Raw genomic sequence first — 23,520 nt, forward strand, 5'->3', positions numbered from 1 at the left:
TTGTAATTCAACTACAAATCATGAAAGACAAAGTAGTCATCATCACAGGTGGATCATCGGGAATTGGAAAGGCCTTAGCAGTTTCGTTTGCAAAAATGGGAAGTAAGGTCGTAATCACGGGGCGCAATGAAGCTAGGTTGAATGAAGTAGCTGAGGAACTTGATCAGCTGAATGCACCTAATCTTTGCCTGAAACTGGATGTTGCCAGCGAGGCTGACAACAAGTTCTTAATCGATGAAACTGTCAAAGAATTCGGAGGTTTGGATATCCTCATCAACAATGCGGGAATCAGTATGAGGGCATTGCTAGAAGAAATTGAACTCGATGTCTTCAAAAAGGTGATGGATATTAACTTCTACGGAACACTTTACGCCACCAAATATGCCTTACCTCATATTCTCAAATCTAAAGGTTCGATAGTCGGTATTTCGTCTATCAATGGTTATCGCGGTACTCCGGCCAGAACTGCCTACACGGCTTCTAAATATGCTATGAACGGCTTCTTTGAATCGCTTCGCACCGAAGTAATGCACAGAGGGGTTCATGTTTTAGTCGCTTGCCCAGGCTTTACTGGAACCAATATCCGCAATGCAGCCCTTACGGCAGACGGCACCTCTCAGGGTGAATCTCCCCGAGATGAAGGCAAAATGATGACTGCTGAAGAAGTAGCAAATGGTATCATCAGAGCCATTCAGAAAAGAAAAAGAGACATCGTCTTTACCTCTCAAGGAAAGCTCGCTGTTTTCCTCAATAAGTGGATGCCGGGCAGAATGGATAAGATTGTTTTTAACGTCTTCGCCAAAGAACCGGATTCGCCTTTTGGTGAGAAGTAAACAGTTGAACAGTTGATCAGAAATCAGTAAGACATTGATCACTGATTTCTGTTTTCCGTTTAACTGATTCACCGAAGACTAATCACTATCTTAGTAGAAAGTACCACAATATGTCTAGAGCAGAAATTCAGGAAAAAATTAAGCTGTTATTGGAAGATGCAGATCAAAGCACGCTGCAAATAGTTCACACTATTCTCAAAGGAAGTCATTCGGTACATCTCACTTATGAGGAAAAGGAGGTTTTAAAGGATAGATTGGCCTCTTTAGAGTTGAATGAGCCTCAATTAGAAAGCTGGATCTCTGTCAAGAGTCAATTGGTGTAGCAATGAATCAATGCTAGAGGGAAGAGATAGAAATTTTTGGGATAAAATTAACGGAGTTAAGTATATAGAAATCCCAGTAGACCTTTCAGTAGATTCTAAACCTAAACAGATAAGACTGTATAATTCAAAGAAGTACATACTTAATGGAGTAAAGGTCATAGGTGCAATGTATTTATTTGCCGTGGTTTTCTTTTTGGCGAAATTTATTCTGGGGCATAATGTGGTTTTAATTGATTTGGTCTGGCTAGGGCTAATTATGCTGGGTATTTGCGGATTCATTGCACTTCCCTTACTAGACAAAAGACCTAAGGTCATTATCAATCATATGGGTATTGAATCTAAGAATACTTATATATCTTTCAAATATGTTGTCAATATGTATATCGAAGAGGTTCCAACTAAACACAGCATGGATTACAGGTTAACTGCAATTGATAAGTATGGTGAAAAGAAACAGGTGTTTTTAACAGGGGTTGGGCCAGATATTCACAAGACAGCTCAGATCATAGGGGGATATTATTCCTATTATTTAAATAGTAAGAAATTAGGATAGACCAACCTCTTTCCGTTTTCCGATTAACTGATTAACTGATTAACTAATCACCGATAATTCCCTATTTTCGGATAAGTCTGTAACTCCATTAACAGCACCAATGAAGGAAATCCTCCAATCGTACCTTAAAAGACTCACTAACCTTTCTGGGAACAACAGGTCGTTGTTATTGCTGAAGCTGAATGTAGAGCAGTTTATCGACCTGCACGATCTCGACCATGTCAATGGAGCGCCTTCCTGGCAAATTATGGAGCAGCTGATCACCAAGAAGAATCAGGTGAAGCTGGTGCCTCAGTCTGACGCCAGAGATGAGCTTTCCAACAAAATAGCTGGCCGACTGAAGAAGCTCAATCGTAGAGAGAAATTTCTCTTTGAGGAATCTGGTGCAAGAGATATGTATGTAGGCTGGCCATTTGTAGAAGGTAAATTCAATGATGGAACAATCCTTCGTGCCCCACTTTGCTTCTTTCCGGTAGAGCTTCAGCTTGAAAAGGAGCATTGGACATTGAGCCTAAAGAAGGATGTTAATATCAGTTTCAACAAAAGTTTGTTGTTGGCTTTCAGTCATTACAATGAAATTAAGCTAGAAGAAGAGTTGGTAGAACATAGTTTTGATGACTACGACAGGCATGCTACTACTTTCAAAAATCAGCTTTACGAACAGATTTCAGGCAGCAGTATAGATATTCCATTTAGCCGAGAGTTTTATGCTGAACAGCTAGAACCTTTCGCCAATTTGGTGAAAGATCAGTTACTTCAGAATTACGATGTCGGTGAGTTAGGGCTTAAAATGCAGGCTGTTCTCGGGCTTTTCCCTCAGGCCGATTCTTATTTAGTTCCTGACTATGATTTTATGCTAGAAGAGAGTCAATATGATTCTTTAGATAGTTTTTTTGAAGACAGAATTCTAAGTACTCAGGTTGCTGATTCCAATGACTTCGATCCGGAATCCTTTTTTCTGCATTCTGTTAAGGAAGACGAAACCTACACGCCTTTCCCCTTGGATGCTTATCAAGAAAATGCCCTGAAGGCCGTTAAGAAGGGTAATTCAATTGTGGTTCAGGGACCTCCAGGAACAGGAAAATCTCAGCTTATTTGTAATCTGGCTGCTGACTTTATCGCTAGAGGCAAGAAGGTGTTGGTGGTCAGTCAAAAACGAGCGGCATTGGACGTAGTCTATAATCGGCTAAAGCAGAATGATATTCATGAATTTGCTGCATTAGTTCATGATTTTAAGTCAGATCGAAAGGAGATTTACGACAAAATTGCTCGGCAGATTGACAGGCTGCAAGAGTACAAACGGAGTAATAATAACCTGGATGCGCTTCAACTCGATAGGCAATTTAGGCAGGCTAGTCTGACAATCGAGGAAAATGCTGATCAGCTGGAAGAATATAAGTCGGCATTGTTCGATGAGTCTGAGTGTGGTCTTTCGGTGAAGGAGCTTTACCTGACTTCCAGTCCAGAGGAAGCCAGCATCTCCATGGTTCAGGAGTATTCGAACTTCCATTTTAAACAGCTCGACAAGTTTCTGAATAAGCTCGACTTGTACTTTGATTATGCCAATGAGCTCGATTCTGACGAACATCCATGGTCGGATAGGGTGAGTTTTGCTGGCTTTAAAGCGAGTGATCTTCAACAGATTCTGGTTTACCTTGAAGAGATTCCTAAGGAAGCGAAGGCCCTGGCGAAGGAGGTTTCTACCATCATAGGAGAGGAAGTTGATTATGATGCTTGCCGAACCATTAGTGAGAGTTTGGAAAGACTCAAGGAGATCAATTCTTACCTGAAGAACGAAGAGATCTATAAGCTGTTTAAGCCAATGACTGCTTTTCCGAATGCTCAAACGGAATTGCTTTGGTTGAAGAATACACGAAACCTGTTGAATAAGTGCTTCGAGGGAAATGGAGTAGAACAGACTATTCCGGCAGATGAGATTGGTGAAGTTCAGCAAATATTAAAACAAAGGTCTGATGCTAAGGCATCGGCTTGGAAGTCTTTCAAATGGAGGTTCTCTAAGGAAAAGTTAAGGCTTGCGAGAATCTTAGTGGCCAATGGTTTGCGCGATGATAAGGCCGCGTTGCAGGTGCTTACCGAACGAATTGATAACCGATTAAATCTTCAACACCAACTCACCAAGCTGAAAAGTGTGGGCTGGATTGATTCGGTTCCGAAAACGCTTTCTCAAGAAGAAATCAATCAGTGGATTGATAACTTGGAAATGGCGATCAATGGAAAGTTGAGGTTCAATTCATTCGCCAACTTCAATGAATATTTCAAACTGAATAAGCTTTCTGCTAAAGAGTTTAGGTCGAAAATTAAGGAGCTTAGAGAAGCACTTGAGTCTTTGCCTGGCAAGCGCAAGAAATGGAATAAATATATTGAGCCGCCACAGATTGACAGGCTCTTACAGGATGAAGACTTTTTAAAATCGCTTCGGAAATCCATTAAACGAGATTTTGAAACGCTTTGTGAGTTGGATAAACTTAGAGAATCATTCTCTGAACATGAACTAGCTATTGTAGATCGGTTAGTAGATCTTCATTTAGAGAATAAGAAGGAAGTCCTAAGGATTTTCGATAATAGCTTAAGACTTGCTTGGATCGATCATATTGAGAGTAAGAACCCAATTCTCAGAGCTGTTTCGACCTTGAAATTCGACAAGCTAATTTCTGAGTTGCAAGAGGCGGTAGAGCTAAAGGCCGAGGCCAGTAATCAGATTCTCTTACAAAAGGCAAAGGAACGAACCTACGAAGGAGTTGAGTTCAATCGACTTAATAACATGGTTACTTATCGCGATTTACTTCATCAGGTAACCAAGAAGAGGAGAATTTGGCCTATTCGCAGAGTCATTAACCACTTCTATCAAGAGCTCTTCAACATTGTGCCTTGTTGGTTGGCATCTCCTGAATCCGTTTCGGCTATATTCCCAATGGAGCCAGTTTTCGATCTGGTAATTTTCGATGAAGCCAGCCAGTGTTTTGCAGAAAAAGGATTGCCTGCAATCTACCGTGGAAAGCAAGTGGTAATTGCCGGTGACGATCAGCAGTTAAGACCTAATGATCTATATCGGGTGCGTTGGGAAGATGAATCTGAAGATATGGCCATGGAGGTGGAATCGCTTCTAGAGTTGAGTAGAAACTTCTTGATGCAAGTCCATTTAAGAGGACATTATAGAAGCCAATCTCAGGAGTTGATTCAGTTTTCGAATCAACATTTCTACCAGAATAAACTGAGCATGCTACCTCATTTTGAAGTAGCAAATGGCACGGAACCTTCTATTGAGTACATTAAGGTGAAGGGCGAGTGGGAGAAGCAAAGCAATTTGGTGGAAGCGCAGCAAGTAGTTGAAGTAGTTAAATCATATCTGAGAAAGCGAACGGAGTACAGCTTGGGTGTAGTCACGTTTAATGCAGTTCAACAAGGCTTGGTTATTGATTTGCTGGAAGAGGAAGGGATTATGGGCGAAGCCAATCTCTTCGTCAAGAATATTGAAAATGTTCAGGGCGATGAACGCGATGTAATCATTTTCACTACGGCTTATGCACCCGATGCCAAAGGCAAATTCAATGTGCAGTTTGGTAGTCTGAATCAGGCTGGTGGAGAGAATAGGTTGAACGTAGCGATTAGTAGAGCTAGGCAGAAAGTAATTGTAATTACTTCTATTTCTCCAAGTCAGCTGAAAGTGGAGGATACTAAAAATGAGGGGCCGAAGCTACTTAAAGCTTATTTGAAATATGCCAAGCAAGTTTCTGATAAAGAAATGGATATCACCCTAATGATTGACAAAGGCTTTGAACAAGAGTGGTATTTAAAGAATAAGTTGATGGCGTTAGAGTCTGAGTTACCAGTAAAAATGAAGTCAGATTCTGTTTATGCGGATATTGCTCTAATGCGAAGGAATAAATATTTGGGTCTGATTTTCACGGATGATAACTCATTCTACATCAGTACTTCGGTGAAGGAGACATTTGTTTATAGGCCTGCCCAACTCAGTGCTAAATCATGGCCGTATCGCTTAATGCATTCCCGAGATTACTGGCAAAACGGTGCGAATGTTAAAGACAAAATCAGTCGATTTATTGAGTTGGTGGAGGGGTGATCGCATTTTCAACTCGTTGGTGACAACACCAACGATGGCTAAGCCCGTCTTTTAAACCATGGGCTAAAGGCCTTCTTCTATTCTTACCCCCACAGAATGAACTCCGGCTAGGGATTCACTTCGCATATATTGAGCGAACTTCAAGGTGTATTCTCCTGCTTTAGGGAATGAGTAGTTGGTGAGAATAGCTTCTGAACTTTGATAGATACTGTTTCCCTTACCTTGTGGCTTTCCGGTTATTTCATCGAAGAGCTCAATATTGACTAATTCGCTGGCTATTTCTTCGCCTGCTTCATCTAACAAGTAGTAGGTGAGATAGATGTTCTGAAAAGGGTACTCCAGATCATTCCTCATTTTGAAATAGATGTTTTTCCCATTTGTGTCGTCAATCTCAAAAGTGAATTGAGGCATATTATCCATATGCCAAGAGTGATTCTCTAAACTCTGATCGTCTTCAAAAACTCGCTCCGAGTCACAAGACCAAACAACGGCCAATAAAAAGAGGAATAGAATCTTATGCGCTTTTGTCATTATTCGGATTGTTCTTCTTTTTGAAGTTGCGATTCTTTCTTCGCTTGTTTTGGCTTTTGGCTTGCCCCTGATTTGGCCCTTGTCCTTTATTTTCAGCTTTAGGTTGTGCTCCTTTGGCTTGTCCCTGTTTTTGCTGTGGGTTAGGTTTCCTTTTACGTTGTTGGGGTTGACCCTGCTGCTTTTGCTGAGCATCTTGTCCTTGTCCAGTACCTTTTCCTTTTCTGCGTTTATTGCCTTTCTTTCTAGCGTCTTTCTTCTTAAAGCGCTCATCCATTCGCTCTAAGTCGCTATTAATTGAGGTCTCCGCAGGAGCTAACTCTAATTTGTCTTCAGTAAGTGTATCAGGAGTTTCTCCTTTCTTATTCAGCTCAATAATTTCTTTTACTCGGTTAGCAGGGATTGGATGCCATGTGTTTTCATCACCATAGTTAAACCACATGATTTTTCGGAAGATATCAGTCTTTTGAAGTCTGGCTTCTCCGTTGCTAGTCTTAATCTTGGTTACCTCCGGAATATCTTCCAGAGCTTCCATGTATGTGTCTAGCTCGTAGTTCAAGCAGCATTTCAGCCTTCCACATTGGCCGGAAAGCTTGCTGGGATTAAGACTAAGATTCTGATATCTGGCAGCAGAGGTAGAAACACTTTTGAAATCAGTCAACCAAGTAGAGCAGCAAAGTTCTCTTCCACAAGAGCCTATTCCACCTAAACGACTGGCTTCTTGCCTAAGGCTGATCTGCCTCATTTCTACTCGAATCTTAAACTCGGAAGCCAATACCTTGATTAGTTCTCTAAAGTCTACACGGTCATCGGCCGAGTAGTAGAAAGTAGCCTTGGTATTATCCGCTTGAAACTCAATATCGGTGAGTTTCATGTTGAGCTTCTGTTCAAGAATAATATTTCGAGTTCTATATAGAGCAGGCATTTCTCTCTTCCTTACCTGATCGAATTTCTCTAGATCTTTAAGAGTAGCCTTTCTATAGATTTGCTTGATATCGTCATTATTTTCAACACCCTTTTTCTTCATCTGTAAGCGAACCAATTCGCCTTGAAGAGAAACATGCCCTAAATGGTGTCCGCCAGGAACGTCTACAATTACAGCTTCACCTGTAACTAGTTCTAGGTGGTTTTCATTTTTGAAAAACTCTTTGCGGCCATTCTTGAAACGAACTTCAACAATGTTGAATTTTTCCTGAGCTGGCTCGTGCATGTTAGAGAGCCAATCGAAGGTGTTGAGTTTATTGCAGCCGCCAGTGGAACAGCCACCATTGTTATTACAACCTGCTGTTTTTCCTTCCACACTTGTTCCACAACTACAACTCATATATGTATTGCCTAACGGCTTTAGACCTTAATTATTGATTAATCTTAGAATGTCTTGGCCAATATCCTTTCTGTGATATTCGTCTTGCCAAGAAATTTTGTTGACACCATTATAAGCATTTTCCAGTGCTTTTTCCACCGAATCAGCTTTTCCAGTAATGGCCAACACTCTACCACCGTTGGTGAGTACGGTATTGCTATCGTCTAACTTGGTGCCGGCATGAAAAACGGTAGCGGTATCTACAGTATCAATTCCCGAAATGGCTAGTCCTTTCGGGTAGCTTCCTGGGTAACCACCAGAAACCATCACCACAGTAGTGAAAGCTTCAGGGTGAGTAGTGTAATCGATATCGCCAAGGGTTCCTTTAGCAGTCGCCTCAAGTAAATCTACCAAGTCCGACTTGATTTTTGGGAGCACTACCTGAGTTTCAGGGTCGCCCATTCTCACATTATATTCAATCACATATGGATCGCCACCAACATTCATCAGCCCAATGAAAATGAAGCCTTTGTAGTCTATGTTTTCAGATTTTAGTCCATTTACGGTTGGTTTTACCACTCTTTCTTCCACCTTAGAGAGAAACTCTTCATTAGCAAAAGGAATAGGAGTTACAGCTCCCATACCACCAGTGTTAAGACCAGTGTCTTGCTCGCCAATTCTTTTGTAATCTTTGGCTTCAGGTAGAATCTTGTAATTTTCTCCATCAGTCAAGACGAAGACTGAAAGCTCAATTCCATCAAGATATTGCTCAATCACCACTCTGCTAGAAGCATCACCAAACTTAGCGTCAACTAACATTTCTTTGAGCGTTTCTCTAGCGTGCTCATGTGTTTCGGCTATAATTACTCCTTTACCTGCAGCAAGGCCATCGGCTTTAAGTACTACAGGGAGCGGATGGCTAGAAACGTAATTTAAGCCTTCTTCCAAATTCTCTTTGGTGAAGGTTTTGGAACGAGCAGTTGGCACATTATGCCTTTCCATAAACTGCTTAGAGAAATCTTTACTACCCTCTAGTTGAGCGCCTTCTTTAGAGGGACCCACTAAGCCAACATTAGCAAGCTCAGAGTCATTTTTAAAGTAATCGGCAATGCCTTTTACCAATGGGTCTTCTGGGCCAACAACTACTAAGTCTATATTCTCTTGTTTTACAAAGTTGCCAATGCCATCAAAGTCATTTACGTTCAAATCGATGTTTGTACCAACCTCTGCTGTTCCGGCATTACCGGGAGCAACGAAAAGGGCTTCACACTTAGGGCTTTGAGCAATTTTCCAACTGAAGGCGTGTTCTCTACCGCCACTTCCTAAAACAAGAATTCTCATGAATACAGCTTTTTGTAAAGGCAACAAAGGTAATTAATCAGAGAGAATGCAGTTTGCTATTTACATTAATTTGCATGCTCCGAAAGGAATTTAATACGCATAAGTCGCATATCGTCTTCAGTGATGTCTTCACCATCAAATTCATCTAAAGCGTCCGCAATACTGTCCGATTCTGCATCTAAGAAGTAGTCTATAATGTCTGCCTGTAGATCTTCGTCTATAAATGACTCTAAGTAATAGTCTAGATTCAGCCTAGTGCCTGCGAAACAGATTATCTCCATTTCATCAATAAGAGTAGACATACTCCATCCTTTCTGTTCGGCAACCTCTTCTAAGTCGATCTTTCTATCCACCTGTTGGATAATGTAAATCTTGTTCTTGGATTTATTTCCAGAAGATTTGATAACTACTACGTCTTCAATGTCAATCTCATTATCCTTAACATATTGCTTGATGATCTTAAGGAAGGACTGACCAAACTTTTGAACCTTACCCATTCCAATACCATTGACATTGGCCAATGCTTCATCGGTGGTAGGGTAGGTGGTTGCCATTTCTTGTAGAGATGGATCCTGAATAATTACATAGGGAGGGAGGTCTTTCTCCTTTGCTATTTTCTTTCTTTCGGCTTTTAGTAAGTCGAAAAGCACTTTATCGAATGAATTGCCTGCATTTGGAGATGCCGGTGTTTCGTTGCTTTCTTCTTCGGTTTGGTCTACATCGCTATAGTCTAAATCTTTGGTAAATTCTACGTAATAAGGTTTCTCTAAGAAGTTGAGGCCTTTTTTACTGAGTTTCAGTGTGCCAATGTTCTCAATGTCTTTTTCAACAAATTCGTTAAGTAAGGTTTGACGAACTATAGACTTCCAAAGACTTTCATCCTCAGATTTTCCCACACCATACACAGGCAACTTATCGTGCCCATAACTTTTTACATATTGATTGCTAGAGCCTCGAATTACACTGACCAAGTGACCAATGCCAAACCTTTGACCGGTTTGTTCTACTGCCTGAACAACGGTTTTTACATACTCCTGTCCATCGTACTTTTCTCGTTCATATCGACAATTGTCGCACATGCCAGATTTCTTGCAGGCAGTGTCGTCATACTCCTCTCCAAAATAGTGGAGCAGCTGCTTTCTTCTGCATACAGCCGATTCGGCATAAGAACTCATTTCCTCCAGAAGAATTTTTGCATTCTCCTTTTCGGTTACAGGCTTGTCTTTATTGAACTTTTCTAGCTTCAGAATATCATTGTAGCTGTAGAACATGACGCACTGACCTTCAAGCCCATCTCGACCTGCTCTACCAGTTTCTTGATAGTAGCCTTCTAAAGACTTTGGCACATCGTAATGGATTACGAATCGAACATCTGGTTTGTCAATTCCCATTCCGAATGCGATGGTTGCCACAATCACATCTACTTCTTCATTCAAGAAATCGTCTTGATTTTTCATTCTCACGGCAGGATCGAATCCTGCGTGATAAGGTGCTGCTTTAAAGCCATTCACTTGAAGGAACTGGGCAATTTCTTCTACCTTTTTTCTGCTCAAGCAGTAGATAACGCCCGATTTGCCTTGATTCTCTCGAATAAACTTAATGAGCTGTTTCTTGATTCCCTTTTTAGGTCGAACCTCATAATAGAGGTTTTCTCTGTTGAAAGAAGACTTGAATAAGTCTGCGTCTTCCATCTGAAGGTTTCTCTGAATATCTAGCTGAACTTTTGGAGTAGCTGTTGCAGTAAGCGCAATAATTGGAATATCACCTAAATGATTGATGATAGACTTGATTCTTCGGTATTCTGGCCTGAAATCATGACCCCATTCCGAAATACAATGCGCTTCATCGATGGCTGCAAAAGAGATGTTGGCTTGCCTTAGAAAGTCAACGTTTTCTTCTTTGGTCAATGATTCTGGAGCTATGTAAAGTAGCTTGAGCTCACCCGCTAAGGTGGCTTTTTTAATTCTATTAATTTCTGATTTTGAAAGGGTGGAATTTAGGAATCTAGCATTTACACCTACAGCATTCATCTGATCCACCTGATTTTTCATCAGAGCTATCAGCGGAGAGATGACAATGGCCGTTCCCTCTTGCACAATAGCTGGCATCTGGTAACACATAGATTTACCCGCACCTGTGGGCATAATCACAAAGGTGTTTTTCCTTGCTAATAAGTTTAGAATTATTTTTTCCTGATTTCCCCTGAACTGATCGTAGCCGAAAACTTCTTTGAGTTTCGACCTTAAGACTTCGACACTTACCATATTAATCTGTCTAAACCCATTTGGAATGAGACCATTACTTATATTTGTCGCACAAATTTAACCTGCGTTTCAATTGAATTTAAGCAAAAATATTCAAACAATAGCCAAAGAAACTCTTTACAAAGAGGCAGAGGCCATTAAAAAAGTTGCAGACTACATTGACGATGAATTTGAGGCGGTTGTCAATGACATTCTTTCCATGAAAGGTAGGTTAGTTATTACAGGAGTGGGGAAGAGCGCCATCATTGCCAATAAAATTGTAGCTACCCTAAATTCTACAGGTACTCCCGCCATGTTTATGCATGCTGCCGATGCCATTCATGGCGATATGGGCATGATTAGAGAAGAAGACATGGTTATGTGTATCTCTAAAAGTGGCAACACTGAAGAAATAAAGGTGCTTATTCCTTTATTAAAGAGAACGGGAGCAAAAGTTATTGGCTTAGTAAGCAATGAAGATTGTTTTGTAGCGAAACACTCCGACCGTTGCATAAGAGCAATAATATCGGAAGAGGCAGATCCAAACAACTTGGCACCAACCACAAGTACCACGGTTCACATGGCCGTTGGAGATGCTCTGGCGGTGAGTTTACTATTGGCTAGAGGGTTTACTTCTGAGGATTTCGCCAAATATCATCCTGGAGGATCGCTTGGCAAGCAACTATACTTAAAGGTAGATGATATCTATCCAAAGAATGAATTGCCCGTTGTTCAAGAAACAGACTTGGTTAAAGCCAGTATTTTAGTAATTTCAAAGAAGAGATTGGGAGCAGCCGCAGTGGTAAATGCTCAAAATGAATTGGTCGGAATTTTTACGGATGGCGACCTTCGCAGAATGCTGGAAAATCATGATGACTTTTCTTCGTTAACCATAGGAGAAGTGATGACCAGCAACCCTAAAACTATTAATACAGGAGAGTATGCCTTAAGAGCGCTCAACATGATGCGTCAATATGACATCAACCAGTTAATTGTAGTAGACCAGCAAAATAAGGTAGTTGGTTTTCTGCATATCAGTGATCTTCTAAATGAGGGAATAGTATAGAAATGACACAAAACTATGTAGTAATCATGGCAGGCGGAATCGGAAGCAGGTTCTGGCCTTATAGTCGTGCAAATAAACCTAAGCAGTTTTTAGATGTTTTAGGAACCGGAAGGTCTTTAATCCAAATGACCTATGATAGGTTTTTAAATATTTGCCCTAGCTCAAATATTTATGTTATTACCAATAAGAGCTATTATGACTTGGTAAAAGAGCAACTTCCGGAGCTGAGTGATGACCAGATTCTACTTGAGCCTATAGGAAGAAATACTGCAGCAGCAGTCGCATACCCTGCTTTTAAGATAAAACAAAGAGATCCTGAGGGTGTAATGATTGTTGCACCATCTGACCATGTAGTTTTCAAGGATAACATTTTCGAGCAAAATCTGACTACTGCAATAGATGCTGCAAAGGGAAGTCAGAAGTTGATTACCTTAGGTATTGTGCCAAGCAGACCTGAGACTGGCTATGGATACATTCAGTACCATTCTAGTCCTCAGGAAAAAGTGAAAAAGGTAAAGACCTTTACAGAAAAGCCTGAGCTTGAACTGGCCCAGAAATTTATAGAGAGTGGCGACTTTGTATGGAATGCAGGCATTTTTATATGGTCTATAGACACCATCACCAAAGCCTTTCATAGATACCTGAAAGATGTTGCTGTCATTTTTGAAGAAGGTAATGACAAGTATTATACTTCTGATGAGCAATCTTTCATAGATGAGGCATATGCTCAGTGTAAAAGTATATCGATAGACTATGGCTTAATGGAAAAAGCCGAAGATGTTTACATGGTCAAGGGAGAGTTTGACTGGTCGGACCTCGGTAGCTGGGATTCGCTTCACGAGACAAAAGACAAGGATAAAAACAATAATGTAGTTGATGCGACTGCCTTGCTTTACGATTCTAAGAATTGCTATGTAAAAGGGCCTAAAGAAACATTAATTGTAGCTCAAGACTTAGACGGCTACTTAATCACTCAATCAGATAACGTAATCCTTATTTGTAAGAAGGACGCTGAGAAAAAGTTCAGAGAATTCTTAAGTGATGCCAAAGAAAAGGGAGCTCAGTTTGGCTAAGCTCCTAACCTCTTTGTCTTAGAACTTCATAGATTATAACTCCACTGGCAACCGATACATTTAGTGACTCAATTTGCCCATTGATGGGTAGTTTTACATGACCATCAGCTAGTTTCATATATTCAGGAGATATTCCATCTTCTTCTGAACCCATCATTATTGCGGTAGGTGCTGTTAGGTCAGCCTCATATACTAGTTTATCGGCTTTTTCTGAACACGCAATGACTGAAATACCGTTGGCCTGAATCTCTTTAATAGTTGTTTTCAGATTTTCAACCCGACAAACAGCAATATGGTTGAGTGCTCCGGCTGAGGTCTTCATAGCATCAGCCCCCAGTTGAGCAGTGCCTCTACTTGGCACAACTATAGCATGAGCACCAGCACACTCAGCTGTTCTAGCAATTGCGCCAATGTTTCTCACATCTGTTACTCTATCTAGAATAATTAAAAGGGGTGTTTCACCTTTGCTGTACGCTTCGGATATAACATTGTCTAGTGAGGCATACACTACCGATGAAAGGTAGGCAACCACACCTTGATGATTCTTTTTAGTTAACCGATTCAGTTTTTCTACAGGTACTTTTTGTACCGGAACAGAATGAGCTTTGGCTAAACTCATTAACTCTAGGATGAGTTCGTTTTTAAGATCTTTCTGAAGTAAAATTTTATCTACTTCCTTTCCTGCTTCAATAGACTCAATTACGGCTCTTGTGCCATAGATAAAATCAGCTGATTGATTTGGCTTCATTCAATAATTCTCCCAGTTCGCCATTGAGATACGGCATACATCCATGTCTCTTTGTAGCGCTTTCCTCTAATGAGTTTGTATTTAGTTATACCATCCTCTTGGATGATGTCAAAGATAAAACGAATTCTTCCGCCTTCTTCTGAAGGGAAAACCCAAAGCTCGGTATTCTCATTTCTGAATACCTGAATTGGGTTACCAAAAATCTGATAAACCATGCCTCTATCGGTTTTCCAGCCAGCTCTATCTTCAGTAAAAAGTCGGGCAGACTTTCGGATTCTTCTATAGTAGTACTTTACAAAGTCTTTGGCTACCCTTTCATTGCTAGAGAGTGTGTTGCTAACGAATTCTTCGAATGCTTTCCTGGTGTCATCAGGTCTTCTCAATTCTTTGTATTCATCTGTTGTGCTTACATAAATCAATGGCTGAACGAGCGCTGAGTAATCTCCAAAATATGGGAAGTATTCATCGGTAACCAGAATTTTATAATGCAACTCGGGATGGCTGGAGGCTTTTATTGTATAGTACCCTTCGTTGTAGAACTCAAAGACTTCGCATTCATTAGTTCCGTATAGAGTGTCTAGTGGATTAATGCTAGGCTCATTTGTTTCGTTTTCATAAAACGGTGGGAATGCCACTGCTCTGTTGTTCTCAACTCCAGTGATTTCGTAGTTCAATGAATCGCCAAAAGGATTCATTAAGCGAATTGGGTGGTTTCTATTTATATATTTAGCGAAGAAGGGTATGTTTTTCTCTTTTTCGAATATTAGAAAAGGAGTTGGTTTAAGTTCGCCATTTACCAACGGGATATCATAGTAGTAGTGTTCATCTTTAACACCATTATAAATATCTATCACCAATAGATTGTCATTCTCCCCTTTTTCGAAGTCTAGCTCGTAGGTGTATTGTCTAAAATCTACATCTACTACCTGAGAGGTGTCTATTCTTACGCTGCTACCAGGGCTTTTTTCATCTATGTAGCTGCTGCGTAAATCATAGCTTAATTGGTAGTCAGATATTCTAACATTGCCATTATTCAGCATGAAATTAAAATATACTTTATACTGATTGTCTTTGGCTGCTATTTGGTGTCTAACTAAAAATTCATGCTCTTGATTATATAGATAGCTCAACTCTCCAGAGCTCATGCGCTGCTGAGCAAAGGCACCTAGGCTACAAATACATAAAAGACAAGAGATGAAAAATTTCATAATTAAGCTTATTCAAATTTAAGAGAAATGAGCTTCTGAGGAACAAATTTGAGTGAATTCGAGAGATTCCCCTAATTTTGGCCAAAGTTTCAACATGGCTACCTATACTACCGAAATAGCATCAGACAGTATTCCTTCAGATAATCCCATTCATCAACGATTATTACAGGCCTATTATTTGGCTAAACCTTATGTTAAGGGCGATTTGCTAGAGCTCGGTTGTGGAGAAGGTAGAGGGGTTGAGCTTTTGAGTCCTCTGGCCCAAAGCTATTTAGCGCTAGATAAAATTCAGGAAGTCATAGATAGGTTAAAGGAGAAACACCCTAAGGTAGATTTTCAACAGGCAGTATTTCCTCCTTTCCAAACACTTGAGGATAATAGCTTCGATTCTGTAGTGAGCTTTCAGGTAATTGAGCATATAAAAGATGACAAATCGTTCTTAAAAGAAATTTATCGCGTGCTGAAGCCCGGAGGTATAGCGGTGCTAACTACTCCGAACATTAAAAAAACTCTTACTCGAAACCCTTGGCATGTAAGAGAATATACAGCAGAACAACTTACTCAGCTGGCTTCTCAGATTTTTCCGAAGGTTACCATGAAGGGTGTAGGAGGAAATGAGAAGGTGATGAAGTATTACGAGCAGAATAAAGAGTCGGTGAGAAGAATTACGCGTTTCGATATTTTCAACCTTCAATATAGACTGCCAGCACCTTTGCTTAGAATACCGTATGACATCTTGAATAGAGTTAATAGGAACAAGCTCAATACTTCGGATTCGGGTCTAGTGGCTGAGATTACACATAACGACTATGTTATGATGGAAGATGGAGATGCTGCCCTAGATTTATTCCTAATTCTTGAGAAATAGCCTATTGCAAGTTTTGTTTCGCTAAGAGTTTTTTCAAAGCTTTGAGCAACTTTTCATCGTTTGCATTCCGCGCTCGTTCTAGATTTTCTCTGAGTTTTAATACCTCTGTTTTCAGAATGTGCTCTTCTTCGGTTTTACTCGGAAGGGACAGTATCTCTGATAGCCGTTCATTTTTATCGGGTTTGAAATAGACTTCCTCTGGTTCATTCAAAGTATCTAATGTAACGGTCATGTGTCCAGAACCAGTTAAGAGCCAACTGGGGTTTATTTCTGGATATTTCTCGAATATATTTTCTAGAAACTTAGTTTGAATATCAGTGTCATTTTTGATGGCTTTGCTCAACGAGCCATTAGACATACCGACTTCCATTTCAAATTTCCTGATCGATAGATTCTTAAACTTTATGAAATCGTTGAGTCTTCTGACTATGATTGACATTGAAATTTACTTAGAAAAAAATCTATAATACGGTTGAAAACATAGATAATTATCTATAACTTTATCGTTTGAATACACGAATACAATGATACAAAATTGGCATAGAAAACTTGTCATCTGGTAAATGAGCACCACAGACATTTCTATGATAACACCCAGGTATGGCAAATCAAGAAGTAAGCGAGAAGACAAAACTCGGTAAACCGCTCGTTCTTAAGCTTTATGAAAGCCAGCGAGAATCAATGGAAGAGTTTGTTAAGAGTGAAAATAGGCGATTGGTTAATGAAGGCCTTATGCCTAAAACCTCATCAGACTATGCAAGGTTAATCTTTCAAAAAGGTTTAGAGGCCATGGGGCTAAATAAAGACTAGTTAAAGAAATCATACACACATGAGTTTTTTAGTAATGGAGCCAAGTGAAGGCCAAGGATATAGCTCTTTTGAGTCGAGAATAACCTTTCACCTTATGAAGGATTGTTACGAAAAGCTAGTTCAAGATTTGGGAGTGGCTAAAGCCGAAGAGGTGTTGCACAAAGCTTGGTTCAGAATTGAGCAGGTAATGCTAGAAAATGGAGTAGAACCACTGAATGCTGCCACAATGATTTTTGAAAACTTCAATTTCGATAAGCAGCTACATTCTGAGTGTTATGCAGCTATATATTGGAAAACCGAGCTAGATGGTATTTCTGAACCTTCCGAATAGGGTGGGTTGTTTGAAAGACATAAAAAAAGGGTCTCCAGCCAAGCTAGAGACCCTTTTTTTGATTCTTATCTATTAAAATGTACTTCTGTCAATTTGCATACGTACTTGTTGCTCTTGTAGCATGTCTCCAACTTTTGTGGCTTCATCGGTTTTACCAAACTCTTCTAATAGTAATTGGATGTATCTCAAACCTTGAGATTTAGACCTAAAACTAAAGTCGTTGTATCTCATTTTATTTTGCAAGTAGGTAAGCTCTGAATTGAACTGTTCGGCCATTTCCATAGCCATTTTCAGAGCTGTTTCGTCTTCACCAATTTTGAAGTATCCTTCTACAAAACCTACAGTAGATACATCGTATGGTACAGCTTCAACAGGCATTTTCTCCATACCAAAGTCAAGGACTTCTTTAGCTCTGGCAGAATCGCCTTCTATGATCAAGCCCTCAGCTAAAGTGGTAATCATTGATCTATGATTCTGAACAAAACCTCTGTAGTCTTCATTGAGGTTGGCACTAGGATCGTCCAAACCTCTGAACTGCATTTTATTCATCACGTTATCGTACATGAGGTCCGTGTTTACCAAGTCTCTCATGTTTTGAGGCTTTTGAACTGGTAAAAGTCTGTAAGCCATACCTTCTTGTACCAAATAAGGCTCTGCTTCCCAATTCAATGCGTTCACAGAAGTATAGTTGAAGTAAATAGGTCTCTCCCAGTTGTTTTGAGCAATCAGGTCGAACAACATCATTTGGCCTTTATCTACAGTTCTAGAGGCAACTTCTCCTTGAGAATTTCTTTTAAAGTCGAAGTACATTCTATCTACCAGATAAGGTTTTAGGCTTTCAGGAACGAGGCCTTTTTCCAAAACCGTAGCAGTATCTACAGGCATAGTCAAAGTTTCTGCAGGTATTAGCATCACTTCGGCTCCAGAAGCAAAAGTTCTCTTGAATTGAGGAACATCTCTTCTAACCACATCAATATACTCTTTTAGGTCTATGGCTTGGCCAGCAAACTGCGGTAGCTCGTTTACATAAAGTACATCGTTGGTTCCCTGTCTATAGTTATCTATAGTCAAAGAGTAAGGGAATGCCTCCGATTCATTCATCTTGGTTGCTGTCTGCTCAATGTACCAGTCGGTGGCATAGTAGCTCAATACTACTACACGAACATCGGTTCGGAATCCTTCAACCTCCTGAATGTACCAAAGCGGGAAGGTGTCATTATCTCCACCAGTAAACAGAATGGCATTCGGTGCCACTGAGGCTAAGAAGTTTCTCGCTGAGTCTACTGAGAAGTATCTGTTAGATCTATCGTGATCGTCCCAGTTTTCAGCAGCCAAAATTATTGGTGCTATAGCCCCGAGGGCTAAAGTGCCTATTGCCAGTGCTTTTCCTCGCTTGGCTAGTGCGCCACCTATGGCCAGCATAGATAACCCAATCCAAATGGCAAAAGCGTAATATGAGCCTGCGTAAATATAGTCTCGTTCTCTTGGTTCAATTGGTGGAGAGTTCAGGTAAACTACTAAGGCTACACCAGTTAATACAAAAAGCATTAGTGTTGCCGAAAAACCTTTAGGGTCTCTGTTGAATTGGAAGAAGAAGCCCACTAGGCCAAGGATGAGCGGAATCATATAATATTGATTTCTACCCTTGTTATTGATGATAGTTTCAGGAACGCCCTTATTACTAGAAACAGGGCTGAGCCAATCTGCATCTTGAATATCACTCTCTCTTCCAGCAAAATTGAACATGAAGTACCTTAGGTACATATGTCCAATCTGATGCCTAAACATAAACCTCAGATTGTCTCCAAAGCTCGGGATTTCACCTGGAGTAACTCCAGTTACCTCCATATATTTTCTGTCATGACCTGGGGCAGAGCTCCACATTCTAGGTAAGAGGGTGGTGTAAGCTGGGTCATATTCATAATCCATTTTGTAGTCAGAGATCTTGTATCCGTCTTCTGCCTTGTAGTATACAGGAGCACCTTCAACGTAGTCTGTGATTGGCGCATTAAAATACTGACCATGAACTAACGGACGGCTTCCATATTGCTCCCGCTTTAGGTAAGACACAAAGGTCATTACGTCTTCAGGGTTGTTTTGGTCAATTGGCGGATCTGCTCTAGAACGAACTAAAATTACAGCGTAACAAGTATAGCCAATGAGCACAAACGCCATGGAAAGAATGAGTGTGTTCAGGTTCACCATTTCCTTCTTAACAGTATATCTGAGCCCAAATATGATGAGCGCAATAACAATGATGGTTAAGAACAATGCACCAGAACCAAAAGGAAGTCCAAACGCATTTACAAAGGTGATCTCAAATTTACCAGCAATACTCGGTAGCCCTGGAATAATAAAAGAGTTGATGAAGAGTACTAGAAACAAGCTAAACGCTAAAGCCAGAATACCGCCAGTCCAAGTAGGCTTCTTGTATTTCTTAAAGTAATATACTAGACCTAAGGCCGGAAGCGTAACTAAAACTTGCAGGTGAACTCCAGTTGAAAGTCCGATCATATAAGCAATGAAAAGCAGCCATTTATTAGCTCTACTTTCATCGTCTACCAATTCCCACTTTAGAATAGCCCAGAATACCACTGCGGTAAAGAAAGAAGACATGGCATAGACTTCGCCCTCTACAGCAGAGAACCAGAATGAGTCTGTAAATGAAAAAGCTAAGGCTCCAATAGCACCAGAGCCCAATAAAAGCAACTTCTGAGTTGGAGTCTCTTCACCTATTTTTGCAGAAATTATCTTTCTACCTAGCATCACTATGGTCCAATACAAGAACAGAATAGTGAAGGCCGAAGAAAGTACACTGGCCATATTAACCCAGTAAGCCACTCTAGTTACATCACCAAAAGACAGAAAAGAGAAAAGTCTACCTATAAGCATAAAGAGCGGAGCTCCCGGAGGGTGAGACACCTCTAGTTTGTAAGCTATGGCAATAAATTCTCCACAGTCCCAGAAACTAGCGGTTCGCTCAACGGTGAGCACGTAGGTAATTAGGGAAACCAAAAATACACCCCAACCCACAAGGTTATTAGTCTTCTTAAAATCTGTCATTTAAAAGCTATTTGAGGCGTGAAAATAGTAAAAATATGATAGGGCAACGGTTAAAAATTATTAATCCAAAACCCTAGAGTACTATTCGTAAACACCAATGTAGAACCATAGCCATAGTAAAAACAGAGGAATATAAGAGGTGGCCACTATGGCATTGGCTACAGACTTTTTCTTACGAGCGGCAAAATCTACCCCATAAGTCAGTACTACCCAATAGACGATTTCAAAAACATTGAGTTGTTGGTTCACATACCAGTACTTTTCTCGCACTTCATTATAGTCGAAGAAACTCATGTAAGAAAGAGGGTAAAAGGCCGTGTACTCCCAATAATTAGGGTCGGTTTGTACAAACATAAACCAGAAGATCTTGATTAATGTAGGTACAAAGAATACCACTTCAGCAATCATAGCTATTGTCCAGCACTTTTTATAAGGCACATTGTAGCCCCACATAAAACAGCCCACCCAAAGAATAAAACCTACAATAGTAAACTTCAGGCCATATACAATGGGGATTGATAGTAGCTTAAAGCCTGCTATAATTCGAAAGATGAGCGCTTGTGGTCCTTCTAAAAATTTAAATGCAGCAATCTCGTTTACTATAAAGGTCTGCTGCACGTATACTAGCACGAAGTAAATGGCACAAACCACAATGAAAAACAGGGCTCTGTTGAAGTTGGTTAATTCTCTAACCTGTAATTCTAGTTTGCTGTATTCTCTTGGCATTCGAAACTATTTGCAGTAAAAGTACGATTTAAGGACGAAGCCAATAAGAAATTTGTGTCAGTGTATGGCTATTGGAATAAGCGGCAGTAATATTGCCTGAATATTGAGTATGAAGAATTTAGCGTTAAGGTCTTTTCTGATTTTGTGTTTGCTGGGCGGAGGCGTGTCTCGGGCATCAACTGTTCAACAATCTTCTGATTCTACACAATATCTGTTGTTGAATATGGCTCTGCAGCTTCAGATTACAGATGCTGTAGACAATATGTACAACTTCAAGTTTCACAAAGCTGAGGTAGAGTTTAATTGGATGAAGTACAACTACCCAGATCATCCACTACCATACTTCCTGTTCGGGATAAGTACTTGGTGGCAAATGATGCCCAATTTGGATAAAGAGTCACCTTTAGGCGATGAATTTCTGGCCTACATGGATACTACCATTACCAAGGCTGAGGCTATTTACGATGCAGATGAATCTAACATAGAAGCAGCTTTCTTTTTGGCAGGAGCACACGGTTTTGTTGGTCGCTATCACTCAGAAAAGAAAAACTGGATGAGGGCAGCTAGTGCCGGCAAAAATGCCTTGAAGTACCTTGAAATAACCCAGGGTAATGAGAGCTTTAGCCCAGAGATTCTTTTTGGAGATGCGCTCTTTAATTATTATTCCATTTGGATCAGAGAAACCTATCCTATGTTAAGGCCTGTGCTGTTATTTTTTCCTAAAGGAGACAAAGAGCTTGGCCTAAAGCAACTCAATGAAGTGGCCAAAAATGCCTTCTATACGAGAATTGAGGCTACTTATTTTCTAATGCGCATAAAGGCCTTTGAAACTAATGAAACCTTTGATGCGCTAAGACTTGGTGAATATGTTCATCAAAAATACCCGGACAACGCCTACTTTCATCGGTTTTATGCCAGAATGCTTTATACCGTTGGTCAGTACGACAAAGCCGCAGCTGAGTCTACCGAAATTCTAAACAGAATAGAGCAAGGACAAGCGGGGTATGAAGAAATCAGTGGACGATACGCAAGTTTTTACTTGGGGCATCTCAACAAAATGAAAAAGCACGATGATGTTGCCGCTACTCATTTTCAAAATGTCATCAACTTTACAGAGAGTCTGGTAGATGAGGAAGACTCTGGGTACTATTTGTATTCTCAGTATTATTTGGCCGAATATGAGGTTGAATCTGGTCAATATGAGAGCGCGATGGACCGCATAGATATCATTCGCGACAACACCAAGCGAAGAGAGAGTCTTAACGAGAAAGCCAGAGACTTAAAGAAGGAAATCAAAAAACGGACATAATTCTGCGAGACGAATATCTCTTGAAGTGCATAAAATATTCTTCGATATTTATACATTTGTACCGAATTATATTTTGCATCTAATTATATAAATCGTGAATCTGAAACTAGATAAAATCGACCGAAAGATACTCGACATTTTACAGTCGAATGCTAAAATCACGAATGCTCAGCTTTCGAAAGAAATTGGCCTTTCGCCAGCTCCTACCTTAGAAAGGGTGAAGAAGCTAGAAAATTCAGGAATTATTAAAAGCTACCATGCCAAGCTAGATACTGACAAAATTGGTATGGGGGTGAGCACTTTTGTATATGCCACTCTAAAAGGACATAACAAGTCCAATATTGAGATTTTCATGGAGGCCATCAATAAAATCGAAGAAGTTATTGAGTGTCATCACGTTACAGGTTCTGGCGACTTTGTGTTGAAAGTAATTGCCAAGGATATTGCCTCTTATCAGCAGTTAATGCTAGAAAAAGTGAGTGATATTTCTGTGGTAGACAACTTGCAGTCAATGGTCATCCTCTCTACCTTTAAGGATAGCAAGGTAATGCCAATTCCAGAATAGCATTTATGTCTACAAATCAGAAGCGCATCTTGGAGAAGTCTCAGATCGAGCAGATCATTCGAAGAATGGCCTATGAGGTTTATGAGAATAACCACGATGCAGAAAAAATCTATTTAGCAGGAATAGCCAACAATGGAGAGAAAATTGCCCAGCTGATTCAAAAAGAAATGAATGCCATTTCTGAGATACCAGTTGAGCTTATTAGAATAGACATTGATAAAGATGCTAAGCGTCAGCCCATTGTAAGCTATTCTGCAGAACCCGATGTTCAAGACTTCACCCTAATTGTGGTAGATGATGTGTTGAACTCGGGTAGAACCATGATTTATGCTTTCGATCCTTTCTTGAAAATGCCAGTTCGGAACATTCAGACGGCCGTGCTAGTTAACAGAACTCATAAGCGTTTTCCTGTAGCTGTAGACTATAAAGGATTCGAGTTGGGAACAACTATAGAAGAACATATCCACGTGAAGTTGACAGAGGAGGAGTTTGGCGCCTATTTGTACTAATTTTTCTTAAACTAAAAC

21 protein-coding genes are annotated in these 23,520 nt (G+C 40.2%); 12 read left to right on the forward strand and 9 right to left on the reverse strand.

Translation table 11 applies throughout. The annotated features are described in order from the left end of the window. Positions 1-20 precede the first annotated feature (20 nt). The 4 genes from AWW68_RS06180 to AWW68_RS06195 all read left to right on the forward strand — a co-directional run bounded on the left by AWW68_RS06180 (position 21) and on the right by AWW68_RS06195 (position 5,811). A complete protein-coding gene (locus AWW68_RS06180; protein WP_068217929.1) occupies positions 21-833 on the forward strand; it encodes an SDR family oxidoreductase in 813 nt (270 codons plus the stop codon). Between the two features lie 110 nt (positions 834-943). Next, positions 944-1,156 (forward strand): hypothetical protein, encoded by a 213-nt coding sequence (locus AWW68_RS06185; RefSeq protein WP_068217932.1) that lies wholly within the window; start codon positions 944-946, stop codon positions 1,154-1,156. A gap of 10 nt (positions 1,157-1,166) precedes the next feature. Next, positions 1,167-1,709: a hypothetical protein gene (locus AWW68_RS06190; RefSeq protein ID WP_068217936.1), complete on the forward strand. Its 543-nt coding sequence runs from the start codon at positions 1,167-1,169 to the stop codon at positions 1,707-1,709. 100 nt (positions 1,710-1,809) lie between these two features. Next, complete coding sequence (locus tag AWW68_RS06195; protein WP_068217938.1) at positions 1,810-5,811, forward strand: AAA domain-containing protein; 4,002 nt, start codon at positions 1,810-1,812, stop codon at positions 5,809-5,811. Between the two features lie 63 nt (positions 5,812-5,874). Here AWW68_RS06195 and AWW68_RS19995 read toward each other — a convergent pair whose 3' ends face one another. From AWW68_RS19995 to recQ, 4 genes are all read right to left on the reverse strand, one after another. Further along, positions 5,875-6,342: a gliding motility lipoprotein GldH gene (locus tag AWW68_RS19995; RefSeq protein ID WP_068217952.1), complete on the reverse strand. Its 468-nt coding sequence runs from the start codon at positions 6,340-6,342 to the stop codon at positions 5,875-5,877. Beyond that, complete coding sequence (locus tag AWW68_RS06205; RefSeq protein ID WP_068217954.1) at positions 6,326-7,663, reverse strand: PSP1 domain-containing protein; 1,338 nt, start codon at positions 7,661-7,663, stop codon at positions 6,326-6,328. The genes AWW68_RS19995 and AWW68_RS06205 overlap by 17 nt, the downstream gene beginning before the upstream one ends. A gap of 27 nt (positions 7,664-7,690) precedes the next feature. After that, positions 7,691-8,983: a phosphoribosylamine--glycine ligase gene (purD, locus tag AWW68_RS06210; protein ID WP_068217957.1), complete on the reverse strand. Its 1,293-nt coding sequence runs from the start codon at positions 8,981-8,983 to the stop codon at positions 7,691-7,693. Between the two features lie 65 nt (positions 8,984-9,048). Then, the gene (gene recQ / locus AWW68_RS06215; RefSeq protein WP_068217960.1) at positions 9,049-11,247 is read right to left on the reverse strand and encodes a DNA helicase RecQ; all 2,199 of its coding nucleotides are present in this window, start codon (positions 11,245-11,247) and stop codon (positions 9,049-9,051) included. Positions 11,248-11,320: 73 nt separating this feature from the next. Here recQ and AWW68_RS06220 point away from each other — a divergent pair, with 73 nt between their 5' ends. Both AWW68_RS06220 and AWW68_RS06225 read left to right on the forward strand, forming a co-directional pair. Further along, positions 11,321-12,292: a KpsF/GutQ family sugar-phosphate isomerase gene (locus tag AWW68_RS06220; RefSeq protein ID WP_068217962.1), complete on the forward strand. Its 972-nt coding sequence runs from the start codon at positions 11,321-11,323 to the stop codon at positions 12,290-12,292. Between the two features lie 2 nt (positions 12,293-12,294). Beyond that, on the forward strand, positions 12,295-13,365 hold the full coding sequence (locus AWW68_RS06225) for a mannose-1-phosphate guanylyltransferase (protein WP_068217965.1): 1,071 nt from the start codon (positions 12,295-12,297) through the stop codon (positions 13,363-13,365). A gap of 4 nt (positions 13,366-13,369) precedes the next feature. On the opposite strand, the gene rlmB is transcribed toward AWW68_RS06225, so the two are convergent. Both rlmB and AWW68_RS06235 read right to left on the reverse strand, forming a co-directional pair. Beyond that, complete coding sequence (gene rlmB, locus AWW68_RS06230) at positions 13,370-14,113, reverse strand: 23S rRNA (guanosine(2251)-2'-O)-methyltransferase RlmB (RefSeq protein ID WP_068217968.1); 744 nt, start codon at positions 14,111-14,113, stop codon at positions 13,370-13,372. Then, on the reverse strand, positions 14,110-15,321 hold the full coding sequence (locus AWW68_RS06235) for a GWxTD domain-containing protein (protein ID WP_084375590.1): 1,212 nt from the start codon (positions 15,319-15,321) through the stop codon (positions 14,110-14,112). Before AWW68_RS06235 ends, rlmB begins: the two co-directional genes overlap by 4 nt. Before the next feature lie 94 nt (positions 15,322-15,415). Between AWW68_RS06235 and AWW68_RS06240 the strand changes: the two genes are divergently transcribed. Then, positions 15,416-16,189 carry a class I SAM-dependent methyltransferase gene (locus AWW68_RS06240; protein ID WP_068217973.1) on the forward strand — a complete coding sequence of 258 codons (774 nt, stop codon included), beginning with the start codon at positions 15,416-15,418 and terminating at the stop codon, positions 16,187-16,189. Between the two features lies 1 nt (position 16,190). Here AWW68_RS06240 and AWW68_RS06245 read toward each other — a convergent pair whose 3' ends face one another. After that, positions 16,191-16,628, reverse strand: a complete 438-nt coding sequence (locus tag AWW68_RS06245) for a helix-turn-helix domain-containing protein (RefSeq protein WP_068217976.1) — start codon at positions 16,626-16,628, stop codon at positions 16,191-16,193. 161 nt (positions 16,629-16,789) lie between these two features. Between AWW68_RS06245 and AWW68_RS06250 the strand changes: the two genes are divergently transcribed. Together AWW68_RS06250 and AWW68_RS06255 are read left to right on the forward strand one after the other, a co-directional pair. Then, positions 16,790-16,999, forward strand: a complete 210-nt coding sequence (locus AWW68_RS06250) for a hypothetical protein (RefSeq protein WP_068217979.1) — start codon at positions 16,790-16,792, stop codon at positions 16,997-16,999. Between the two features lie 19 nt (positions 17,000-17,018). Continuing rightward, positions 17,019-17,330, forward strand: coding sequence for a hypothetical protein (locus AWW68_RS06255; RefSeq protein ID WP_157717544.1), 312 nt, complete (start codon positions 17,019-17,021; stop codon positions 17,328-17,330). A gap of 72 nt (positions 17,331-17,402) precedes the next feature. Here AWW68_RS06255 and AWW68_RS06260 read toward each other — a convergent pair whose 3' ends face one another. Continuing rightward, a complete protein-coding gene (locus AWW68_RS06260; protein WP_068217985.1) occupies positions 17,403-20,393 on the reverse strand; it encodes a glycosyltransferase family 117 protein in 2,991 nt (996 codons plus the stop codon). Positions 20,394-20,474: 81 nt separating this feature from the next. Next, positions 20,475-21,119 carry a hypothetical protein gene (locus AWW68_RS06265; protein WP_068217987.1) on the reverse strand — a complete coding sequence of 215 codons (645 nt, stop codon included), beginning with the start codon at positions 21,117-21,119 and terminating at the stop codon, positions 20,475-20,477. Positions 21,120-21,228: 109 nt separating this feature from the next. Between AWW68_RS06265 and AWW68_RS06270 the strand changes: the two genes are divergently transcribed. The 3 genes from AWW68_RS06270 to AWW68_RS06280 all read left to right on the forward strand — a co-directional run bounded on the left by AWW68_RS06270 (position 21,229) and on the right by AWW68_RS06280 (position 23,502). Then, on the forward strand, positions 21,229-22,428 hold the full coding sequence (locus AWW68_RS06270) for a hypothetical protein (protein WP_084375591.1): 1,200 nt from the start codon (positions 21,229-21,231) through the stop codon (positions 22,426-22,428). A 94-nt stretch (positions 22,429-22,522) separates the two neighbouring features. Then, positions 22,523-22,993 (forward strand): Lrp/AsnC family transcriptional regulator, encoded by a 471-nt coding sequence (locus tag AWW68_RS06275; protein ID WP_084375592.1) that lies wholly within the window; start codon positions 22,523-22,525, stop codon positions 22,991-22,993. Positions 22,994-22,998: 5 nt separating this feature from the next. After that, entirely contained in the window at positions 22,999-23,502 is a 504-nt protein-coding gene (locus tag AWW68_RS06280; protein WP_068217996.1) for a phosphoribosyltransferase family protein, read from the forward strand. Positions 23,503-23,520: the final 18 nt, after the last annotated feature.

It is taken from the genome of Roseivirga spongicola (genome assembly GCF_001592965.1).
GTDB lineage: Bacteria > Bacteroidota > Bacteroidia > Cytophagales > Cyclobacteriaceae > Roseivirga > Roseivirga spongicola.